The following is a 16,058-nucleotide window of genomic DNA, read 5'->3' as shown; positions in this document are numbered from 1 at the left end:
TTAGGATTTAGTAAATAAACTCAGAATTTTATGTCGGAAGCTTTTATTTTCAGGAGTTGTAAACAGTTTTTCATGCACTGCTTCAATTTCAGTTTTTAATTGTTTACGACTGTATTTTCTTAACAGATTGTAAATCTGTTTCTGTTCTATGGCTTTTTGCCCCAGCTCTGGTTGCAGCACCATTTGGGCTTCGAACACAAGTCTGGATTCAGGTGCCGAATATTTTAAAAGATATTCTTCTATCTCTCTGATTTCATTCAATGAAGTCCTCATATGCCAATGATTTTTCTTTTACAGTTTCCCTTATTTTTTCAATACATTTATATTTCTGCACAGTGGCAGATCTTGTTCCTGAATAACCGAACTGCTGAGCTATTTCAGTTATAGAAGCCTTCTCATAGTAAAAAGCTCTGAGTATATCCATACATTTTTTTCCTGCTGTTTCCAGCAAATAAATAAGTTTGTCAGTACGAAGGTGCTCTTCGGCAAATACAGCTTCTGATTCAGCACTTTCAATTGTGTCATTGATCACGTTGCTTCCAAGTTTTCTGATCCATAGATGTTTGGCAATTCCCAGGATATAGGCCTTTTCATTATTTATAGGTGAAAAAGACTTTGAAATAAGTTTTTCATAATAAATGACCAATGCATCCTGGAATATGTCTTTAGCCTCTTCATAATTGCCTCCTTTTCTGCTTATATACCTTGCAACTGCCGGAAAGGCCTTCTTATAAAGTTCCATAAAAAGCATCTGCCTTTTCTGGAAATCCTTTAAAATTGATATTTCTGACATAGTTTTGATTTTATTATATAAGTGCAATGTACGACTAGAATATCACCAGATATAAAATTATTTTTTTAATAAATTTTCAATAGATAAAATGTTACCTCCAAATAACGTTCGGAAATGATTTTTAAGTGAAAGTTTATTCTTGATTTCAGAATAGTTACATCTGATAGATTGTTTTTCCTGCGTCATATAACTACCATTGATTCCCAGATAGCTATTAGTTCATAAAACTTTTGAGATCAGGTGTAAGTTCTACTATTAAAGGTAGAAACAAATGAATATTTCAAACATAGATAATAAGTTAAATGACATCTCTAAAGATGAAGATTTAGGAGTAGAGCTTGCTCTTTTAACAGGGGATGAAAAGATGTCTGTATTTGCAGTGGAGCTTCAGAAGGGGGAGTTTATTCATGCTCACTACCACAAGGAAGACATCGAAACCTATTTTATTCTTAACGGAGAAGGGGTAGTGTTCTTAGGGACAAAAGATCAAGATGGGGTAATATGGGAAAGTGAAGATAAAGTGCATAAGGGGGATTGCTTTACGATATATCCTCACCAAGTGCATAAGTTTAAAAACCTGTCAAATGAGACCCTGAGAATAATTGCAACAGCTCCATTGAGCCACAGCGAAGAAGATCGTTATTTTGTGAATGATAAAGATTAAAGTGCTTATTCAGGATTGAGATGTAAATGAAGAGGGGGGAGTAAAAGTTTAAAATAAGTCCTGTCCGGGGACAGGACTTGAAATAGGAGATTTAAGTTATCCGATTTTATAGTTTATTCTGTTTCTTTAAAAACTAAATACACAGTACCAAATTTATCATCTGTCAGATAAAATTTGTTATTCCCTAATGCATATATACCGCAAGGTCTGCCGTGAATTTTCCCTTTTTCATCAAGAAATCCTTTTATAAAATCTTCAGGCGGCGTGTTTGCTCTTACCCTCTGTACTGAGTATCCCATGGCCATGGAAGGATTATAGGAGCCATGCTGTGCTACCAGAAAATAATTTTTAAGGGAAGTGTCGTCCGCTTTTTCTTCTCCAAACCAAGCCAGACCTAATGGAGCTGTATGTGCTCCAAAATAACTGAAAGCTCCCGGAACTGATTCGGCTGAGATTTTAGTTTTTGTTGTATCATATTTTGGATCATCATAAACTTTTCCTTGCCAATGATAACAATATGGCCAGCCATAGTTGTTACCATCCTCTATCAGAAACATGGCATCATCCGGCTTGCCTTTGCCCAGGTGGTCTGCTGCCATATTGGAAGCATACAGATTGCCCTTTGCCCATGCCAGTCCCACTGCATTGCGGACACCTCGGGCATAGATACGTCTGTTCTTTCCATCCGGGTCCATCTCTATTATGGAAGCTCTCACTTCTTCCTTTTCTATACAGGTATTGCAACTGCTTCCTATTGAAACATATAGTTTGTCATTGTCACCGAATTGGATGGTTCGTGTAAGATGCCAGCCCCCATATCTATAGCTTAGACCATAATCAGGATAAGTATCAAGGACCTCTGGAGCAGCTTCAGGCTTTTCCATTCCTTCTGTGTATGGATATCTTACAAGCTTATCCGTGAATGCTACATACAACCAGTATTTTCCTTTACTATCCTTGTAAAAGGCAAGACTGTTAGGGTTTCTAAGCTGCTCTGCAAACACAGTTTTTTTGGTAAAGGTCATTGAGGAATCATTCCAGCCATCCAGTATATAGATCTTTCCCTTGGTATTGTCTTCAAGGTTGTACATATCTGTAAGGAACAACCTTCCATCCGGACTTAAGTCCATAAATCTGATTCTTTTCATACCCCAGGCCACTGGCCTTATTATAAAGCCTTCCGGCAGATATAGATTAAATGTATCTCCATTGGGGTGAAAAATCTTTTGCTCAATGAAATTAACAGGTGACGTATCCGGTACAGGAAGGGGTGTAACAGCTTTTTTCTCGACAACCTTTACTTCCTGAGGTTTATCTGTAACTGTGCTTTCTTGAGCTGATTTCTGAGATTCCTTTTGTTCAGCAGCTTTTTCTCCTGAACATGAAAAAAGGAATAACGATCCCACAAGTGCGTTAAGAGTTATAAAATTCAAAAAATGACGATTCATGTTTTTTTTATTTAAAAGTAAACAAACCTACAAAAAAAGGATAAAGTAAAGAATTGAATGCCGATGGTTTTATTTTAAATTGCCTTAAATACTATTGACATGATCAAAAGGGTTAATTGCTTGATTTACTTTTACTTAATTCTCCTAATAAGTTTTCAGGCATGCGCACAGGATAAAAGGAAAAAAGAATCCACTTCAAAGCCTGAGAAAGAATTGTTTAAGTCTGAATATTATACAGATTCTCTTTTTAGCATAGGTATAGAAGGGCCTTATTTTTTTGAGGGAAATTTATATGCTGTAAATTTTCAGAAAAAAGGAAACATAGCTGTGATAAGACCAGGCGGAAAGGTTGAACTCTTTGTTGAACTTCCTCCTGGCAGTGTAGGAAACGGGATCAGGTTTAATAAGAATGGAGATATGTTAGTGGCCGATTATACAAATCACTCAGTTCTTTTGATCAATATGAAAACCAGAGATATAAAAATCTTTGCGCACGATCGCAATATGAACCAGCCCAATGATATTGCCATCAGCGATAAAGGTATTCTGTTTGCTGCCGACCCAGACTGGGAGCATTCTACAGGAATGTTGTGGAAGATAGACGAAACCGGGAGGACTTTTTTACTTGAAAAAAATATGGGCACTACCAATGGTATAGAACTTAGTCCGGATAACAGAAAGCTTTATGTAAATGAGAGTGTGCAGAGGAATGTCTGGGTATATGATGCAGACAGTGTTGGTAATATTTCGGGAAAAAGGTTATTTCATAGATTCTCTGATTATGGTATGGATGGAATGAGGATGGATGTAAAAGGAAATCTGTATGTTGCGCGTTACGGAAAGGGCGTGATTGCAGTCCTTTCACCTGAAGGAAAGCTTATAAGAGAAATAAAATTAAAAGGTAAAAAGCCAACCAATCTTGCTTTTGGCGGAACAGACGGGAAAACGGTTTTTGTAACCATGCAGGATAAGAGACGGATTGAGGCGTTTGAAAATGATATTGAAGGAAAGGAGTGGAGTAAGTAAATAAATTGAGGTCTCAGTGTATAGCTATATAGTTTAAGAATATTGAGAATGATGGAGCACGCTTTAGAAAAGCGTGCCTTCTGTAACCATTTACACTACTACTAGGATTATCTGTATTTCTTATCTATATATTTATTATAATATTTTATAACAAGTTCTCTGCTCACAGGCCCTCCATGGCCGAGATAATAACGTGATCCATTCTCTGAAATAACCTTTTCAAAGCTACTTTTCAATTGCCTTAAATCATCGTGAAACGGGGGATGTTTTATTCTTGAATTAAGCATGATGCCACCAAGCAATATTCCTGTGGCAAGCATATCCATAATAATAGCTTCCCCATTATCCAAGATTATAGATATAGAACCAGGCGTATGCCCAGGTGTATGTATGACTTTACCACGGATCCCCCAATTACTTATGGAAAAATCAGTATCATCTTTCATTAAAATATCTGGTTGAAAAGCCCTTGCTCTTTGGTCCTTTATCATCGCCTTGAATAGTTTCCACTGGGGGTTGTTAGGCTTTAACGTAGTAATGTCCGCTTTCCCAGAAGTGTATGCCTCCAGATCAGATTGATGAGCTAATATTGGCACGTTCAGTAACTTCTTTAATTGGGCAGCACTACCAAAATGATCTATATGTCCGTGCGTAATAATGATAAGTCCTATATCTGCTTTATCAATATTGTGCTCTTCTAATTGACGGAATATTCTATGCTCACTTCCGGGTACCCCGGTATCCACCAATACATGTTTATGGTCACCTTTTATGAGGAAACAATTGATCAGACCTTTGGGCCAGATTGAGATTGGAATTACAGCATTCATAGTTTTAAGTTTTGCATAAAACTATTAGTTGCCTTTCTATAAAAAAATCACATTTGTTACTTTATGCTTTTTCTTATCCTGCTAAGAGATTGAGGTTTTATTCCGAGGTAGGAAGCCAAATGTTTTATAGAGGTGTTTAATGCTATATGGGGTTGTTTATTTAATAGTCTCATATACCTTTCTGATGCTGACAGGTTCTGTAGTATATGCATTCTTTCAGACATGCGCAGAATATAGCTTTCATAAACATTTTGACAAAAAAGGGGCCAACCTTCAATTGCAGAATATAAATTCTCGTGATCGTTTTTTGTGATGCATAGCAACTCACAATTTGATATGCATTGAATATAATCGGGAGACAAATCACTTTTGAGAAAGCTTTCAAACGAAGTGGCAAAATCCCCAGGTCCCCATATCTGCGTGGTTACTTCTTCTCCTTCTTCTTTCTGATGAAAACAGCGCATGTATCCAGCTATAATAAAATATAAAAACTCTGTTTTAGATCCTTTTTTCAGAATCAAATCATTTTTGTCTTTTTTTACAAAGTGAAATGATGACATCAGAATTTCTCTATCATTTTCAGATAGGGTTATTTGTTTACCTACATATTCCAGAATAGCAGAGTGCGTATTATTCATATTTCTGGTAATTTTCAAAAAGTAAATGGTTGATTGTATTACCTAAGTTAATAAATATTTATATGTTATTCCAAATTAGCTATTGTAATCAAGGTAAAAGAAAGACGGCTGATGATATGCGGTCGAATATTGCATATATCACAATAGCAATACAATCGCTATTGTCGCAGATCCTCGCTATAAACAATGATTATTAAGCCTTTTATAGATTTTTGGACATGAAACTATTTCTCAGTATTCACCATGTGAAAGGCCATCTTGGGAAAAGCAGAAAATAAATCTTTTTTGAGTTGTTCGTCTATTGGAAGCCTATATACAGCTTTATTCATGCATTGAAGCCAGGCTATAGCTTTGCTTTCTGTAATTTCATGCGGCATATGCCTCGCTCTCATTTTAGGATGACCATAGAGCTCTGAATATGCTCCAGGACCTCCCAGGAATTGGGTCAGAAATAGTAGCTGCTTGTTTTTTATTACCTCTTTGGGTGTATTGCTGAAAAGTGGTGCCAATTGTTCGTCGGTAAATACCAAATCATAGAAATAGTCTACCAAAAGCTGCAGATTATCAGCTCCAAGCCTTTCATATATATTAGGGAGTTCTTCCATGTATTTTAAATTGATTCCTTAAAGGTACAATTTCAGGAGCATTTTTACCAAGCCATTTAAAGCAGCCGTGGAACTAATCAAGTTTCATGTCGAAAGATCAGACACCACAGTAAACTATTGCATCTTCCTCATTGTAATTGCTTATCTCCCTTACTACTAAGAAATATTTTTGTTGTTTGCAACTTAAGTTACATTCCACTAAAAAAGGTTTCTTTTATTTTACACGCAAATAGAAAAGCGTTTTCTCAATACTTATGAAAACGAATTTTTCACTTTTCTTCCTACTATAATACTTAGCTTTCACCATACCTATGGACATATTTAGTTCAAGGTAAACTTAATAGAGTATGTAAAATCAATTAAACCACTACTATGAAAAAAACAATTTTTATTAAAAGCGCAAAATCAGCTTGCAGTACTTTATTGTTGGCAGGCCTATTATTTACCATTGGGTGCAAAAAAGCAGATGATGATGTTAAAATAAATAAGGAAGAGCCACAAAATCCTCCCGCTGCGATCATCACCAATGAATCTTCCAATACAGGATTGATAACCGAATTGTCTGCCATTAAAGCAAAAGATGTTACACCTGCTAGCAATGTTTCAGGATTAAGAACAGAAGGAGCTGCCACCTACATTCATTTTGGAGACAGGACCTCCTGCAACTGGAACCCCAACATCTGTTCGAATACATTCGTTGTGTGGCCTGGCTATATTCAAAGTACAGGAGGCAGCGATTGGGGATATGGCTGGATGAGCAGTGGACCGGGAACTGCCTTTCTTCCTTATACAACAGGTTCACATTACCATATCGTAGGTCTGATGGATCCTGCTACAGAACCAAACCCTCAGGCCACATCTATGTTCGGAAGTGATTGGTTTGCTTATTATATGCAGAGAAGCGGAACAGGAAGAATCAATTTTGATTTAACTCAAATCAATGTGACAGGAGTTCCAATTACATTGTGGTTTAAAGCCGCAAATGGCAACTGGTATTATTGGGCAAGTCTGCCAAAAGGAAGATGGAATTTACCAGGAGCAACCAATATTCAAGAAGTCCATATCAGAGCGGCTTCCGGACTCTCAAGCGACCATTGGGGTATTGACGACATTCTTGTAAGGGCCCTTTAAATAAATTAAAATCAGGTATTTTGAAAGCAGGACATTTACTAGCGTATTTGTCCTGTTTTTTTAATAAGAATATTATAAACTTAGCTTTAGAGAGCTAAGTCAAATTTCATGAGTCAGGAGAGAAATTACTGCAAGGATTTATAGCAGAATTTTCTATAACATCGAATTCAAATATCTATTGATTTTTTTAAAGTATCCTTATTTATTTTTTTATAAAATGCAAATTATCTGAGTCATTCATTATACTGATTGATTGGTTTATGGATCATTATGAATGACAGCTTGAAGCACCTGTTTTTCACATAGGAGAAAAAACCAAAGAAAATGCATACTTTGTCTTATATAAAAATATTTTTTATATTATTTGATCATATATTTAAGGTTACCATAATTTAAATCTAAACTGATTAGCTATGTTAACTTAAATCGATTGGTCTTCCTAATTTCTATTTAATTTGCATTTAAACTCTTTCAATTTTTTTATGGACAAAATACAAGAAAACTCTTTTACATTCAAGCTAATTCATTCACGAGGTACCTCGTGGAAAGCAATATTAAATCTGAAGTACATTTTTGTTATACTTATATTATCATATATCCTGTTAACAGTTCCGGATCAAGCCCAGGATTTCCTTATAGGGTTCTTGTTTTCTGAAGATAAGAAATATATATTATTTGTTTTGGTCACAACCTTCTGGTGGTCATTTGTGACATGGTATAGTGCTTGCGTGATCCTTCAAATCAGTCCTCTTTATCTTAATGATGAAAAGGATAAGCTATACAGAGAAAACATTGTATTAATTGCACCTCGGATAGTAGGAATAATCCCTCCTTTGATTATAGGGATTTCTTTATTTCTTGCAGGTTTTTCTACTGAAAAGCGTATCAATGGTGCTATATATTTATCATTATCCATTGCTCTGGCAACAGCATTTTATCTGCTGTTTGTATTTCTTGATAAACGCAGTGCAAGGAAAAATAATATTAAAAGAAAAGGAGATGTAAAGAATTGGTGGCCGGAAATTGATTATTCTGGCAGTTATAATAACTCTGATAGGCTTGGCAGCTCATTGCTAGGTGATCTTAAAAACCTTCTTTCATATACTGGTACAAGCTTCTTTGTGTATTCGATCGGCTTAGTTTTTTTGGTTCTAATGATCATTTTTATAAGTCCCTTAAAAATAGAATTTGCTCAAGAGTTAAGACCTGCATCCATAGTTATACTTTCAATTTCATTTTTAACCTATTTTTTGACTCTGATAATGTATTTCAATGACCCTTATCAGCGTCCGGTTTTTACAATGGTTATCTTATTGATGATTGTAAATAGTTGTCACAATGATAATTCTTCATTAGTAAATACAAATGAAAAATTAATTGATAAGGATACCCGGTCTGACATACCAACTCATTTTTCAAATTGGCTGGAACATAATGAGGCATTGGCCCATAATAAAGATTCAGTGCCAGTATTTATAATAGCAGCGGAAGGAGGAGGAAGTCGCTCACTGGTATGGACAGCCCAAACATTAGCAGCACTTGATTCATTGTATCCTAATTTTTACAACCATGTATTTGCAATAAGCGGTGTATCAGGAGGTGGAATCGGTGCCGGTTTTTTTCATGCTTATTACATTAGCCAAAAGCAGAATCTGGAAAGTTTTCGTAAATGCACCGGAGACGACTTTCTGTCTCCAATTACGGCAGCATTGTTTTTTCCGGATAATATTCAAAAATTATGTCCGTTCCCAATAAGTCATTTTAACAGGACTTCTTACCTTTCTGATTCATGGTCTGCATCTTTTAAGAAAAATTTAGATACGGATTTATTTGATAAAAACTTTTTAGAAGTAGTAAATAAATTTGAGAATCCTTCAGATCAATATAAGCTTCCATCATTATTTATAAATGGGACAATGGCTGAAACAGGTCAGAAAATTATAGCATCAAATCTGAAATTAGATACTAAAGAATATTTTAAAAACTGTTTGGATCTGTACTCTAAGACTCAAAGAGATATGCCATATAAGACTGCTCTTACAGTTTGTTGCCGTTTCCCGTATCTAACAGAAGGTGGTCTGATAAAGGATAGTATCGGAGGATCAATAGGGCATGTGATTGATGGTGGGTACCTGGAGAATACAGGGCTGGAAACAGCTGCACAGGTTTTTAACTCTATAAAAGGAAAACTAAATAAAAAAATTAAAACTACCAATGGAGATTCCTGTAAGGTAATTCCTATAATGATTCTAATTAAAAACAGTAAAGATACTGTAAGTAGCAAGCCTTTAAGTTTTTTACATGACTTAAGGATGCCAATAACCGGAGCGCTTAATGCAATGGATAATCAGACACCCAGTGAAATTTCTATGGTTCAAGGGATGTTAAAGGATGGTAATCCTTCTTGTAAATTTTTTACCATTCAGTTAAAGAGAGATTCGGTGATTGTTCCTCTGGGTTGGTATCTTTCGGATAAAGCAAATGAATATATTAACAATAGAGTTAAGCGTATCCCTGATGATAATGCTGAGCTTAAAAAGTTAATGGAAACTTATTTTCCTAAAAAAACAAACAGTCAAGTGAGGCAAGAACATATTGATAGACGCAGAATTCCTTCGTCAGCAACTGCAAATTAATACAAGCTTAGTTAATATCACAATCAGATAAGCTGTCATCCTGAGCCCTGCGAAGGATCTGATAGGCACAAATTGATTTGCGATTTCAATTGACAACTATCCAGATTATCAAATTAATCCTTTTGGAGAAGTCAGATGTTTCACAAGTTCAACATGACAAAGTAAAGATCCCAGAAGTTGACATCTATGGTCGAATGACCTGATATCACAGTAATGATTCAAATATTCATTGACTTATAGAGCTGAAAGATTAATCGTATACTTAAAAAAAATGAAGTACATCTATTTATTTTTTATTTTATTCTTAATGTCGTCATGCTTTGCAAGTAAGTCAGGATTGAAGAATGATGCAGTAAGTGAAGAGTCTCCAAAAGACAGTATTGTTTTTATTACTATGAGAATATGGTCCGATTCCCTTGAATCTGGAAACAATATTGAAGTATTAAAAATCATTAAGAAACCTGGTACCTTAAAAAATCCTTTGATAGGCAATATGAAAAGTGAAAATTATTTGAATTGTATTGCTATCAATGAAAAGAATAACATAAAAGACTCATTTTGTATTGAGCATCCGCTTTACCGGGAAATAGAATTGTTAGATGAAAAGAATCAATTATTGAAAAGAAACATCAATTTAAAAGAATCAGAATTTTTTGTAAGATTTGAGAAGAAAAATTATGATTACTTAATCATTAAAGAAAATAGTCCTGTAACAAAAGATAAAAAAATAATAAGTATAAAATTCTAATGGGTATTATGTTTAAGTCTGAATACATCTTGTTTATGAAAAAAATAAAGTTGATTGCTATTTCATTAGTGATATTGTTATTTGTTGCTAATCCAGTATTCGCTCAGGTATTTGATGTCGATACCTTACTCTATAATGGTAATACAAACAAGAATATTAACCTTGTAATTTTAGGTGACGGTTATGTAAGCAGCGAAATGAATGATTTTATTACTGATGCAAATAAACTCAAGAATTATTTATTTGGGAAAGCTCCGTTTTCTAATTATAAAAATTATTTCAATGTATTTATTATCAAAACACCCTCAATTGAGTCTGGAGTAAAACATCCAGCTACAGCAGCAGATTGTATTTCTGCTAGTGTTCCTAAATCTAACCCAAACAACTATTTTGGATCAACTTTCGATGCTTATGGTATTCATCGTTTGGTTGTACCTATGAATACTTCAGCAATAATATCAGTTTTAGCTGATAACTTTCCTGATTACGATCAAGTATTCGTTATTGCAAATTCTTTATATTATGGAGGCTCTGGGGGGAGTTATGCCACTGCTACACTGGATCAATGGAGTAATGAAATTGCAGTACACGAAATAGGACACTCTTTTGCCGGATTGGCTGACGAATATTGGGCTGGTCCTGGATATGCGGCTGAAAAGCCTAATATGACTCAAAATAATAATCCAAATACAATTAAGTGGAAAAACTGGCTTAATACAGGTACAGGAGTTGGGATATTTCAGTTTTCCGGGCAAGCCTGGTACAAACCTGCAAATGGAACGTGTATTATGGAAGAATTTAATAAACCATTTTGTGCTGTTTGTAACGAAGCTATTATTGAAAAAATACACCAGCTTGTAAGTCCAATTAAAAATTACACTCCAATAAGCTCAATAAATACTATTACTGATCCTGTATATTTTTCTTTGAGTTTAATTAAACCAATTCCTAACACACTAAAAACAGAATGGTTGTTAAATGGCATTAATATAGGAAAGAATGTAGACTCAGTTTTAATAAACCCTTCTTCATTGAATTTTGGCAGCAATAGTATATCAGTTAGTGTGATTGATACTACTAATTTAATCAGGAACAATGGACACACAACAAGCCACCTTTATGTTACAAACTGGACAATCTCAAAGTCGGTTACCGGAATTCATACTATTTCATCGAAGAATAATATGTTAGAGGTAAAGCTTTACCCAAATCCTTCATCCGATTTTTTGAATATCATTTTTAAAAATGAAAAACAGGAAAAAGCAAGCATTCATATTTTTTCAAGTCAAGGAACCTTAGTGCAAAGTATTGAAAATCCTAACAAGGCAGATAATAATATATCTTTAACAGTTGATCTTAGTAAATATGCTGTAGGTTCATATTTTGTAGAGTTTAGATCTGTAAATTTTGTTCACACTGAGAGTTTTATTAAGCTATAAAAAGGCGAAGGATATTAAAAAAGCTCGGTATCAAGGGAGATATCTATATATTCACGAGAATAGCGATACAATCGCTATTCCCGCAAATCCTCGCTGCAAGCGAGAACTATTGAAGAGATTGTATCATGCTACAGAGACACTACACTTATTTCCCCATTATTTCTTTTCTGTGTTCAATTCCCCAATCAGAAAGATTTTTAATTACATATTGTAATTTCTGACCATATTCAGTAAGCTCATAATGAACTGTTACAGGTTGTGTAGCCTCGACAGTCCTTTTGATAAGTTTATTTATTTCCATCTCCTTTAATTCCTTACTCAACATCTTATTGGAAATTCCTTTTACGTCTTTTAATATATCAGAAAATCTTCTCTTATTATGAAAGCAAAGTACTGCGATGATGGATATTTTCCATTTACCTGTCAGTACGTCCATGGCATCATGAACAGCCATAATCTGCTTTTTGCATTCATCAGGACTTTTCTTTTTTGTCATAAGTTACTTGGTTACTTAAAGGTTACTGTTACTTTTTGATACTTGGTTACCAAATTAAATAAATTCATTCTAGTTTTACAGCATCAACAAATAAAAATTTATATGATGACTTTGCTAGACAACTTAAAGTGGCGTTATGCTGCAAAGAAAATGAACGGACAACAAGTTCCGCAAGAGAAATTAGACTATATACTGGAAGCCGCAAGATATGCACCTTCATCGTCTGGTCTTCAGCCTTATAAAATTTTTGTAATCAGCGACAGGAAAAAGCTTGAACAAATCAGGGAATTTTCTTTCAATCAAAGTCAGATTACTGACTGCTCTCATTTGCTGGTTTGGGCTGCATGGGACAGTTATTCAGCTGACAGAGTAGGAGATGTTTTGCTACGAACTTCCAGGGAGCGTGGCTTGCCTGATAACTCGTCTGAAGATTACAAAAAAATGCTTCTGGGGCTTTATGAGCCATTAGGAAAAGAATGGCAGGAAAACCGCTGCGCCAAACAGGCATACATATCATTTGGACTGGCTATTGCTGCTGCGGCGGAACAAAAGGTGGACGCTACACCAATGGAAGGGTTTGATAATATTAAAATGGACGAATTCCTGGGTCTTAATGAATTAGGCCTTAAAAGTGTTGTTATACTACCTATAGGTTACAGAGATGAAGCAAATGATTGGTTGGTGAATCTTAAAAAGTGGAGAACACCAAGAGAAGAATTTGTAAAGTTTGTAGGTTAATAAAGTAAAGTGAAATTAAGTTATCTTTAATTTTGGTCATGTTGAGCTTGCGAAACATCTGAGTTTTCACAAAGGATGAATTTGCACTATCTGGCAGATTTATGATTTATATAGTAAATCATTTTGTGACTATCAGATCCTTCGCAGGCTCAGGATGGCAAAAGAAATTTCGTCTTTTTACTTAGAGGTATTTGATTCATTCAATGGTGTTTCCTAAGTTGAATGACTGCTGCAATAACAATGCAATGGTAGATCTCGTTAATCCTCAGTGGATGGAAGGACTATTGGATAGTTATTATTCTTCTTTCACTTCGCCTTCAAGAAAGAACCACATACCTTTTTCCTTAACAAAATAGGAATGTTCATGATGAACCGATTGATTCTGTTCATTAGAATAATATGCTTTAAAAGTAACTGTACCTTTGTCGTCGGTTGCAGAACCCTTCTCTGTCGCAATAATTTCCAGCTTTAACCATTTGCTTGATGTAGCCCATTTTTTTATGCTTGCTGCCGAATAATATTTTCTTTTAGAGGGATGTGTTGTCTTGAGTATGTACCTAACATCTGCTTCAACATACGCTGAATACCTGGACCGCATTAATTGCTCTGCTGTCTCCGGTGATTTGTCTCCCAGAAGGAATGGTTCACAACAAGATTCAAAAGATAAGCCGGAGTTGCAATAACAAGGTGTCATGTTTTTTTTGATTTTGCTTTATAATAAATAGTATCAGGCATTTTGTTTAGCGAAAGGATGTGCATCAATGCCTGGAACAAAGGTACTGAATCCGAATAATAATTATGGCAAATTATATTGATAAAGGAATTGTCGACCATTGAAACTGTTAGCATTTTTACTTCTCGATTTCACAGACCGAACCTTTCATAATTAGTTAAACTTAAAAGATGCTGTTTTTCCAAAGTTAGCTTGTTGGAATTAGTTTGCCAGCGATGCAATAGTTATTCTCGTAAATCCTCGTTAAAGAAATGAGGACTATTGAAGCCACTTTGTAATGAACTTACTTTTTCTATTTGGATCAGAATGCGTAAAATAGGGAAGAGCAGTGGGGCACGCTTTTCAAAAGCGCGCCAGCCTTCCGAGGATTTATATGCGGCCCAGCTGAATTATCTCGGACATGGGCAGTATTAGGGCTTAATCAAATGAGTCAGCTATTCTGCTATCCTATACCAATTCTCATCTATTTTTTTATTCGTCCTGTGCCATTCTGATTTTGTTCTTGCATCAAAATCCTCAATTAATGATTTGTCAGTTGTATAAATATAGGCAGTATAATGATCCATAAATCCTCGGTCAATGAAAAAGGTAACGGTTACATTTCCAGGACTCTTGCTTTCTACTAAAACTTTACCTCCATTAGAAATAGGAGGGAAATAGTTGGTGGTTAATTCTCCGTCTTCAATGTCGCTGCCATTCAAGGCTTTTTTTACAATTAATTCCCTTTCGGCACGTCTATATTTCCAATCAAGCTGTTCAATTGTTTCGGAGCCCCATATTGAAGAAGCAATTCCCAGTAAAATTGAAAAAGAAACCCCTGCTTTATGAAAAACTGAGATGTCTTTTTTCTTAATCCAGGATCTTAGTATTATACCTGTTATTATCAAAGCGATTGAAAGATATAGTATAGTTACAAATACTGAAAATAATCCACTTGTATAGTAATATAATATGGGAGCCTGAAGCAGTGCTAACAGCATCAGGACTATTGTCCAGAAATTATACACCTTATGATTAATCATATCAGGTTTACCCTTAAACTCCATCTTTCGCTTTTCCCGATCCATCCATATGACAATGAGAATTGCAACAATTAATATTATAATTAATACCACTCTAATCTCTTTAAAAGTTGTTTAGGTTCTATTTATCCCACATAGGAAACGGAGACTTTTGGCGCAGAAGTCAAACCTTTTTATTCTTCTTCAAGCCTGAACATTATGTCTGTGCGTAGAACATATTTTATACCTTGTTTAACAGAGCTGCCTTCATGTTCCAGGTCATGTAGGAAAATCAATGCTGTACCTTGTTTGGGTTGAATCGTTAGGTCGTTAAAAGTTGTTTCTCCTCCTTCATAGTTTTCATTCAGGTAAATCATGAATGTAAAGTAACTTGCTTCAGATTCATTACGGATAAAACTTTGATCTCTGTGCCGTTTAAATTGTTGTCCGGGCTCATATTTGTAAAATCTGAAAAGCTCATTGAACCCAATGGCTTTACTGTTTCCTATCTTTGTGGGTGCAGATTGTTCAAATCTTAACCAAAGTTTATTAGCAAGTTCAGTATCGTTATAAATTACTCTGTTATTATTTCTTACAGATTCAACTCTAACTGCTCCTTTTTCTGTGTTCACAGTAGCAGGCTCATATCCGATGTTTTCGCTTTTTTTGATAAAATCTTCACATTCCTGCTTAGTCCAAAAGTTGTCTATAGTAAAGATATAGTTGGTAAAGATGTTCTTTTTCATATTTTAAAAGTCAATAAGGAAATACCGAAGTTGGATGGGTATTCTTCATTATATTACTAAATTACTATTTAAGAGAGAATAAAAAAAGCTGCTGGGTGCCTGAAGGCGAATCAATATTCAGCTTCAAGGTTGTCTTCGGATTTTATTTTAAATAAATAGGTTATATGCTTACGTATAAGTAAAATCCCTGAGTTTATAGATAGTATCTGGACAACACATAACAATTTAAATATTGATAGAACTCAGTCAGTAATAAGTATATAGGTCTCAGAGTATTTAATCACTGTCTGATAATTGATTTAATTGCCGGTATCTCCCCAATGTTTTTTTATCATATTTACCCGATTTTTTCTAACTTAGAGATTTAGGAAAAATAATTTTAACTC

General features: G+C 34.9%; 17 protein-coding genes. 7 read left to right on the top strand and 10 right to left on the bottom strand.

All coding sequences use genetic code 11. From position 1 onward, the window contains the following. Positions 1-273 (bottom strand): hypothetical protein, encoded by a 273-nt coding sequence (locus K350_RS0113215; protein WP_028980315.1) that lies wholly within the window; start codon positions 271-273, stop codon positions 1-3. Further along, complete coding sequence (locus K350_RS0113210) at positions 254-793, bottom strand: RNA polymerase sigma factor (protein WP_028980314.1); 540 nt, start codon at positions 791-793, stop codon at positions 254-256. The genes K350_RS0113215 and K350_RS0113210 overlap by 20 nt, the downstream gene beginning before the upstream one ends. 271 nt (positions 794-1,064) lie before the next feature. On the opposite strand from K350_RS0113210, the gene K350_RS0113205 reads away from it, so the two are divergent. Further along, complete coding sequence (locus K350_RS0113205) at positions 1,065-1,457, top strand: cupin domain-containing protein (RefSeq protein WP_028980313.1); 393 nt, start codon at positions 1,065-1,067, stop codon at positions 1,455-1,457. Positions 1,458-1,570: 113 nt separating this feature from the next. Here K350_RS0113205 and K350_RS0113200 read toward each other — a convergent pair whose 3' ends face one another. Further along, on the bottom strand, positions 1,571-2,905 hold the full coding sequence (locus K350_RS0113200; RefSeq protein ID WP_081670995.1) for a PQQ-dependent sugar dehydrogenase: 1,335 nt from the start codon (positions 2,903-2,905) through the stop codon (positions 1,571-1,573). Between the two features lie 120 nt (positions 2,906-3,025). Between K350_RS0113200 and K350_RS0113195 the strand changes: the two genes are divergently transcribed. Beyond that, on the top strand, positions 3,026-3,931 hold the full coding sequence (locus tag K350_RS0113195; RefSeq protein WP_245598650.1) for an SMP-30/gluconolactonase/LRE family protein: 906 nt from the start codon (positions 3,026-3,028) through the stop codon (positions 3,929-3,931). Positions 3,932-4,038: 107 nt separating this feature from the next. Here K350_RS0113195 and K350_RS28680 read toward each other — a convergent pair whose 3' ends face one another. The 3 genes from K350_RS28680 to K350_RS0113180 all read right to left on the bottom strand — a co-directional run bounded on the left by K350_RS28680 (position 4,039) and on the right by K350_RS0113180 (position 6,004). Further along, the gene (locus K350_RS28680; RefSeq protein ID WP_051313119.1) at positions 4,039-4,761 is read right to left on the bottom strand and encodes an MBL fold metallo-hydrolase; all 723 of its coding nucleotides are present in this window, start codon (positions 4,759-4,761) and stop codon (positions 4,039-4,041) included. 56 nt (positions 4,762-4,817) lie between these two features. After that, positions 4,818-5,399 (bottom strand): Crp/Fnr family transcriptional regulator, encoded by a 582-nt coding sequence (locus K350_RS0113185; RefSeq protein WP_028980310.1) that lies wholly within the window; start codon positions 5,397-5,399, stop codon positions 4,818-4,820. 224 nt (positions 5,400-5,623) lie between these two features. Next, positions 5,624-6,004: a globin domain-containing protein gene (locus K350_RS0113180; protein ID WP_028980309.1), complete on the bottom strand. Its 381-nt coding sequence runs from the start codon at positions 6,002-6,004 to the stop codon at positions 5,624-5,626. 372 nt (positions 6,005-6,376) lie between these two features. Between K350_RS0113180 and K350_RS0113175 the strand changes: the two genes are divergently transcribed. The 4 genes from K350_RS0113175 (at position 6,377) to K350_RS28675 (ending at position 11,958) form a co-directional block, all read left to right on the top strand. Next, positions 6,377-7,135, top strand: coding sequence for a hypothetical protein (locus K350_RS0113175; RefSeq protein ID WP_028980308.1), 759 nt, complete (start codon positions 6,377-6,379; stop codon positions 7,133-7,135). A 482-nt stretch (positions 7,136-7,617) separates the two neighbouring features. Further along, positions 7,618-9,771 carry a hypothetical protein gene (locus tag K350_RS0113170; RefSeq protein ID WP_028980307.1) on the top strand — a complete coding sequence of 718 codons (2,154 nt, stop codon included), beginning with the start codon at positions 7,618-7,620 and terminating at the stop codon, positions 9,769-9,771. Positions 9,772-10,108: 337 nt separating this feature from the next. Next, positions 10,109-10,519, top strand: coding sequence for a hypothetical protein (locus K350_RS0113165; RefSeq protein WP_156027035.1), 411 nt, complete (start codon positions 10,109-10,111; stop codon positions 10,517-10,519). Between the two features lie 35 nt (positions 10,520-10,554). After that, complete coding sequence (locus K350_RS28675) at positions 10,555-11,958, top strand: M64 family metallopeptidase (protein ID WP_162144168.1); 1,404 nt, start codon at positions 10,555-10,557, stop codon at positions 11,956-11,958. A 145-nt stretch (positions 11,959-12,103) separates the two neighbouring features. Here K350_RS28675 and K350_RS0113155 read toward each other — a convergent pair whose 3' ends face one another. After that, complete coding sequence (locus K350_RS0113155; RefSeq protein ID WP_028980304.1) at positions 12,104-12,454, bottom strand: winged helix-turn-helix transcriptional regulator; 351 nt, start codon at positions 12,452-12,454, stop codon at positions 12,104-12,106. Between the two features lie 102 nt (positions 12,455-12,556). Between K350_RS0113155 and K350_RS0113150 the strand changes: the two genes are divergently transcribed. After that, positions 12,557-13,192: a nitroreductase family protein gene (locus tag K350_RS0113150; RefSeq protein ID WP_342665047.1), complete on the top strand. Its 636-nt coding sequence runs from the start codon at positions 12,557-12,559 to the stop codon at positions 13,190-13,192. A gap of 295 nt (positions 13,193-13,487) precedes the next feature. Here K350_RS0113150 and K350_RS0113145 read toward each other — a convergent pair whose 3' ends face one another. The 3 genes from K350_RS0113145 to K350_RS0113135 all read right to left on the bottom strand — a co-directional run bounded on the left by K350_RS0113145 (position 13,488) and on the right by K350_RS0113135 (position 15,672). Next, on the bottom strand, positions 13,488-13,886 hold the full coding sequence (locus tag K350_RS0113145) for a YchJ family protein (protein ID WP_028980302.1): 399 nt from the start codon (positions 13,884-13,886) through the stop codon (positions 13,488-13,490). 473 nt (positions 13,887-14,359) lie between these two features. Continuing rightward, positions 14,360-15,040 carry a hypothetical protein gene (locus K350_RS0113140; RefSeq protein ID WP_156027034.1) on the bottom strand — a complete coding sequence of 227 codons (681 nt, stop codon included), beginning with the start codon at positions 15,038-15,040 and terminating at the stop codon, positions 14,360-14,362. A gap of 80 nt (positions 15,041-15,120) precedes the next feature. Continuing rightward, entirely contained in the window at positions 15,121-15,672 is a 552-nt protein-coding gene (locus K350_RS0113135; RefSeq protein WP_028980300.1) for a 2OG-Fe(II) oxygenase, read from the bottom strand. Positions 15,673-16,058 lie beyond the last annotated feature (386 nt).

It is taken from the genome of Sporocytophaga myxococcoides DSM 11118, assembly GCF_000426725.1.
In the GTDB taxonomy this organism is placed as follows: Bacteria; Bacteroidota; Bacteroidia; order Cytophagales; family Cytophagaceae; genus Sporocytophaga; species Sporocytophaga myxococcoides.
This window is presented reverse-complemented; position numbering and strand designations above follow the sequence as displayed.

Bases quoted from the DNA above. Each gene is read 5' to 3' on its own strand.
- K350_RS0113145 (WP_028980302.1), bottom strand. From the start codon at position 13,886: ATGACACCTTGTTATTGCAACTCCGGCTTATCTTTTGAATCTTGTTGT.
- K350_RS0113215 (WP_028980315.1), bottom strand. From the start codon at position 273: ATGAGGACTTCATTGAATGAAATCAGAGAGATAGAAGAATATCTTTTA.
- K350_RS0113180 (WP_028980309.1), bottom strand. From the start codon at position 6,004: ATGGAAGAACTCCCTAATATATATGAAAGGCTTGGAGCTGATAATCTG.
- K350_RS0113210 (WP_028980314.1), bottom strand. From the start codon at position 793: ATGTCAGAAATATCAATTTTAAAGGATTTCCAGAAAAGGCAGATGCTT.
- K350_RS0113135 (WP_028980300.1), bottom strand. From the start codon at position 15,672: ATGAAAAAGAACATCTTTACCAACTATATCTTTACTATAGACAACTTT.
- K350_RS0113175 (WP_028980308.1), top strand. From the start codon at position 6,377: ATGAAAAAAACAATTTTTATTAAAAGCGCAAAATCAGCTTGCAGTACT.
- K350_RS28680 (WP_051313119.1), bottom strand. From the start codon at position 4,761: ATGAATGCTGTAATTCCAATCTCAATCTGGCCCAAAGGTCTGATCAAT.
- K350_RS0113185 (WP_028980310.1), bottom strand. From the start codon at position 5,399: ATGAATAATACGCACTCTGCTATTCTGGAATATGTAGGTAAACAAATA.
- K350_RS0113155 (WP_028980304.1), bottom strand. From the start codon at position 12,454: ATGACAAAAAAGAAAAGTCCTGATGAATGCAAAAAGCAGATTATGGCT.
- K350_RS0113200 (WP_081670995.1), bottom strand. From the start codon at position 2,905: ATGAATCGTCATTTTTTGAATTTTATAACTCTTAACGCACTTGTGGGA.
- K350_RS0113170 (WP_028980307.1), top strand. From the start codon at position 7,618: ATGGACAAAATACAAGAAAACTCTTTTACATTCAAGCTAATTCATTCA.
- K350_RS0113150 (WP_342665047.1), top strand. From the start codon at position 12,557: ATGATGACTTTGCTAGACAACTTAAAGTGGCGTTATGCTGCAAAGAAA.
- K350_RS28675 (WP_162144168.1), top strand. From the start codon at position 10,555: ATGAAAAAAATAAAGTTGATTGCTATTTCATTAGTGATATTGTTATTT.
- K350_RS0113205 (WP_028980313.1), top strand. From the start codon at position 1,065: ATGAATATTTCAAACATAGATAATAAGTTAAATGACATCTCTAAAGAT.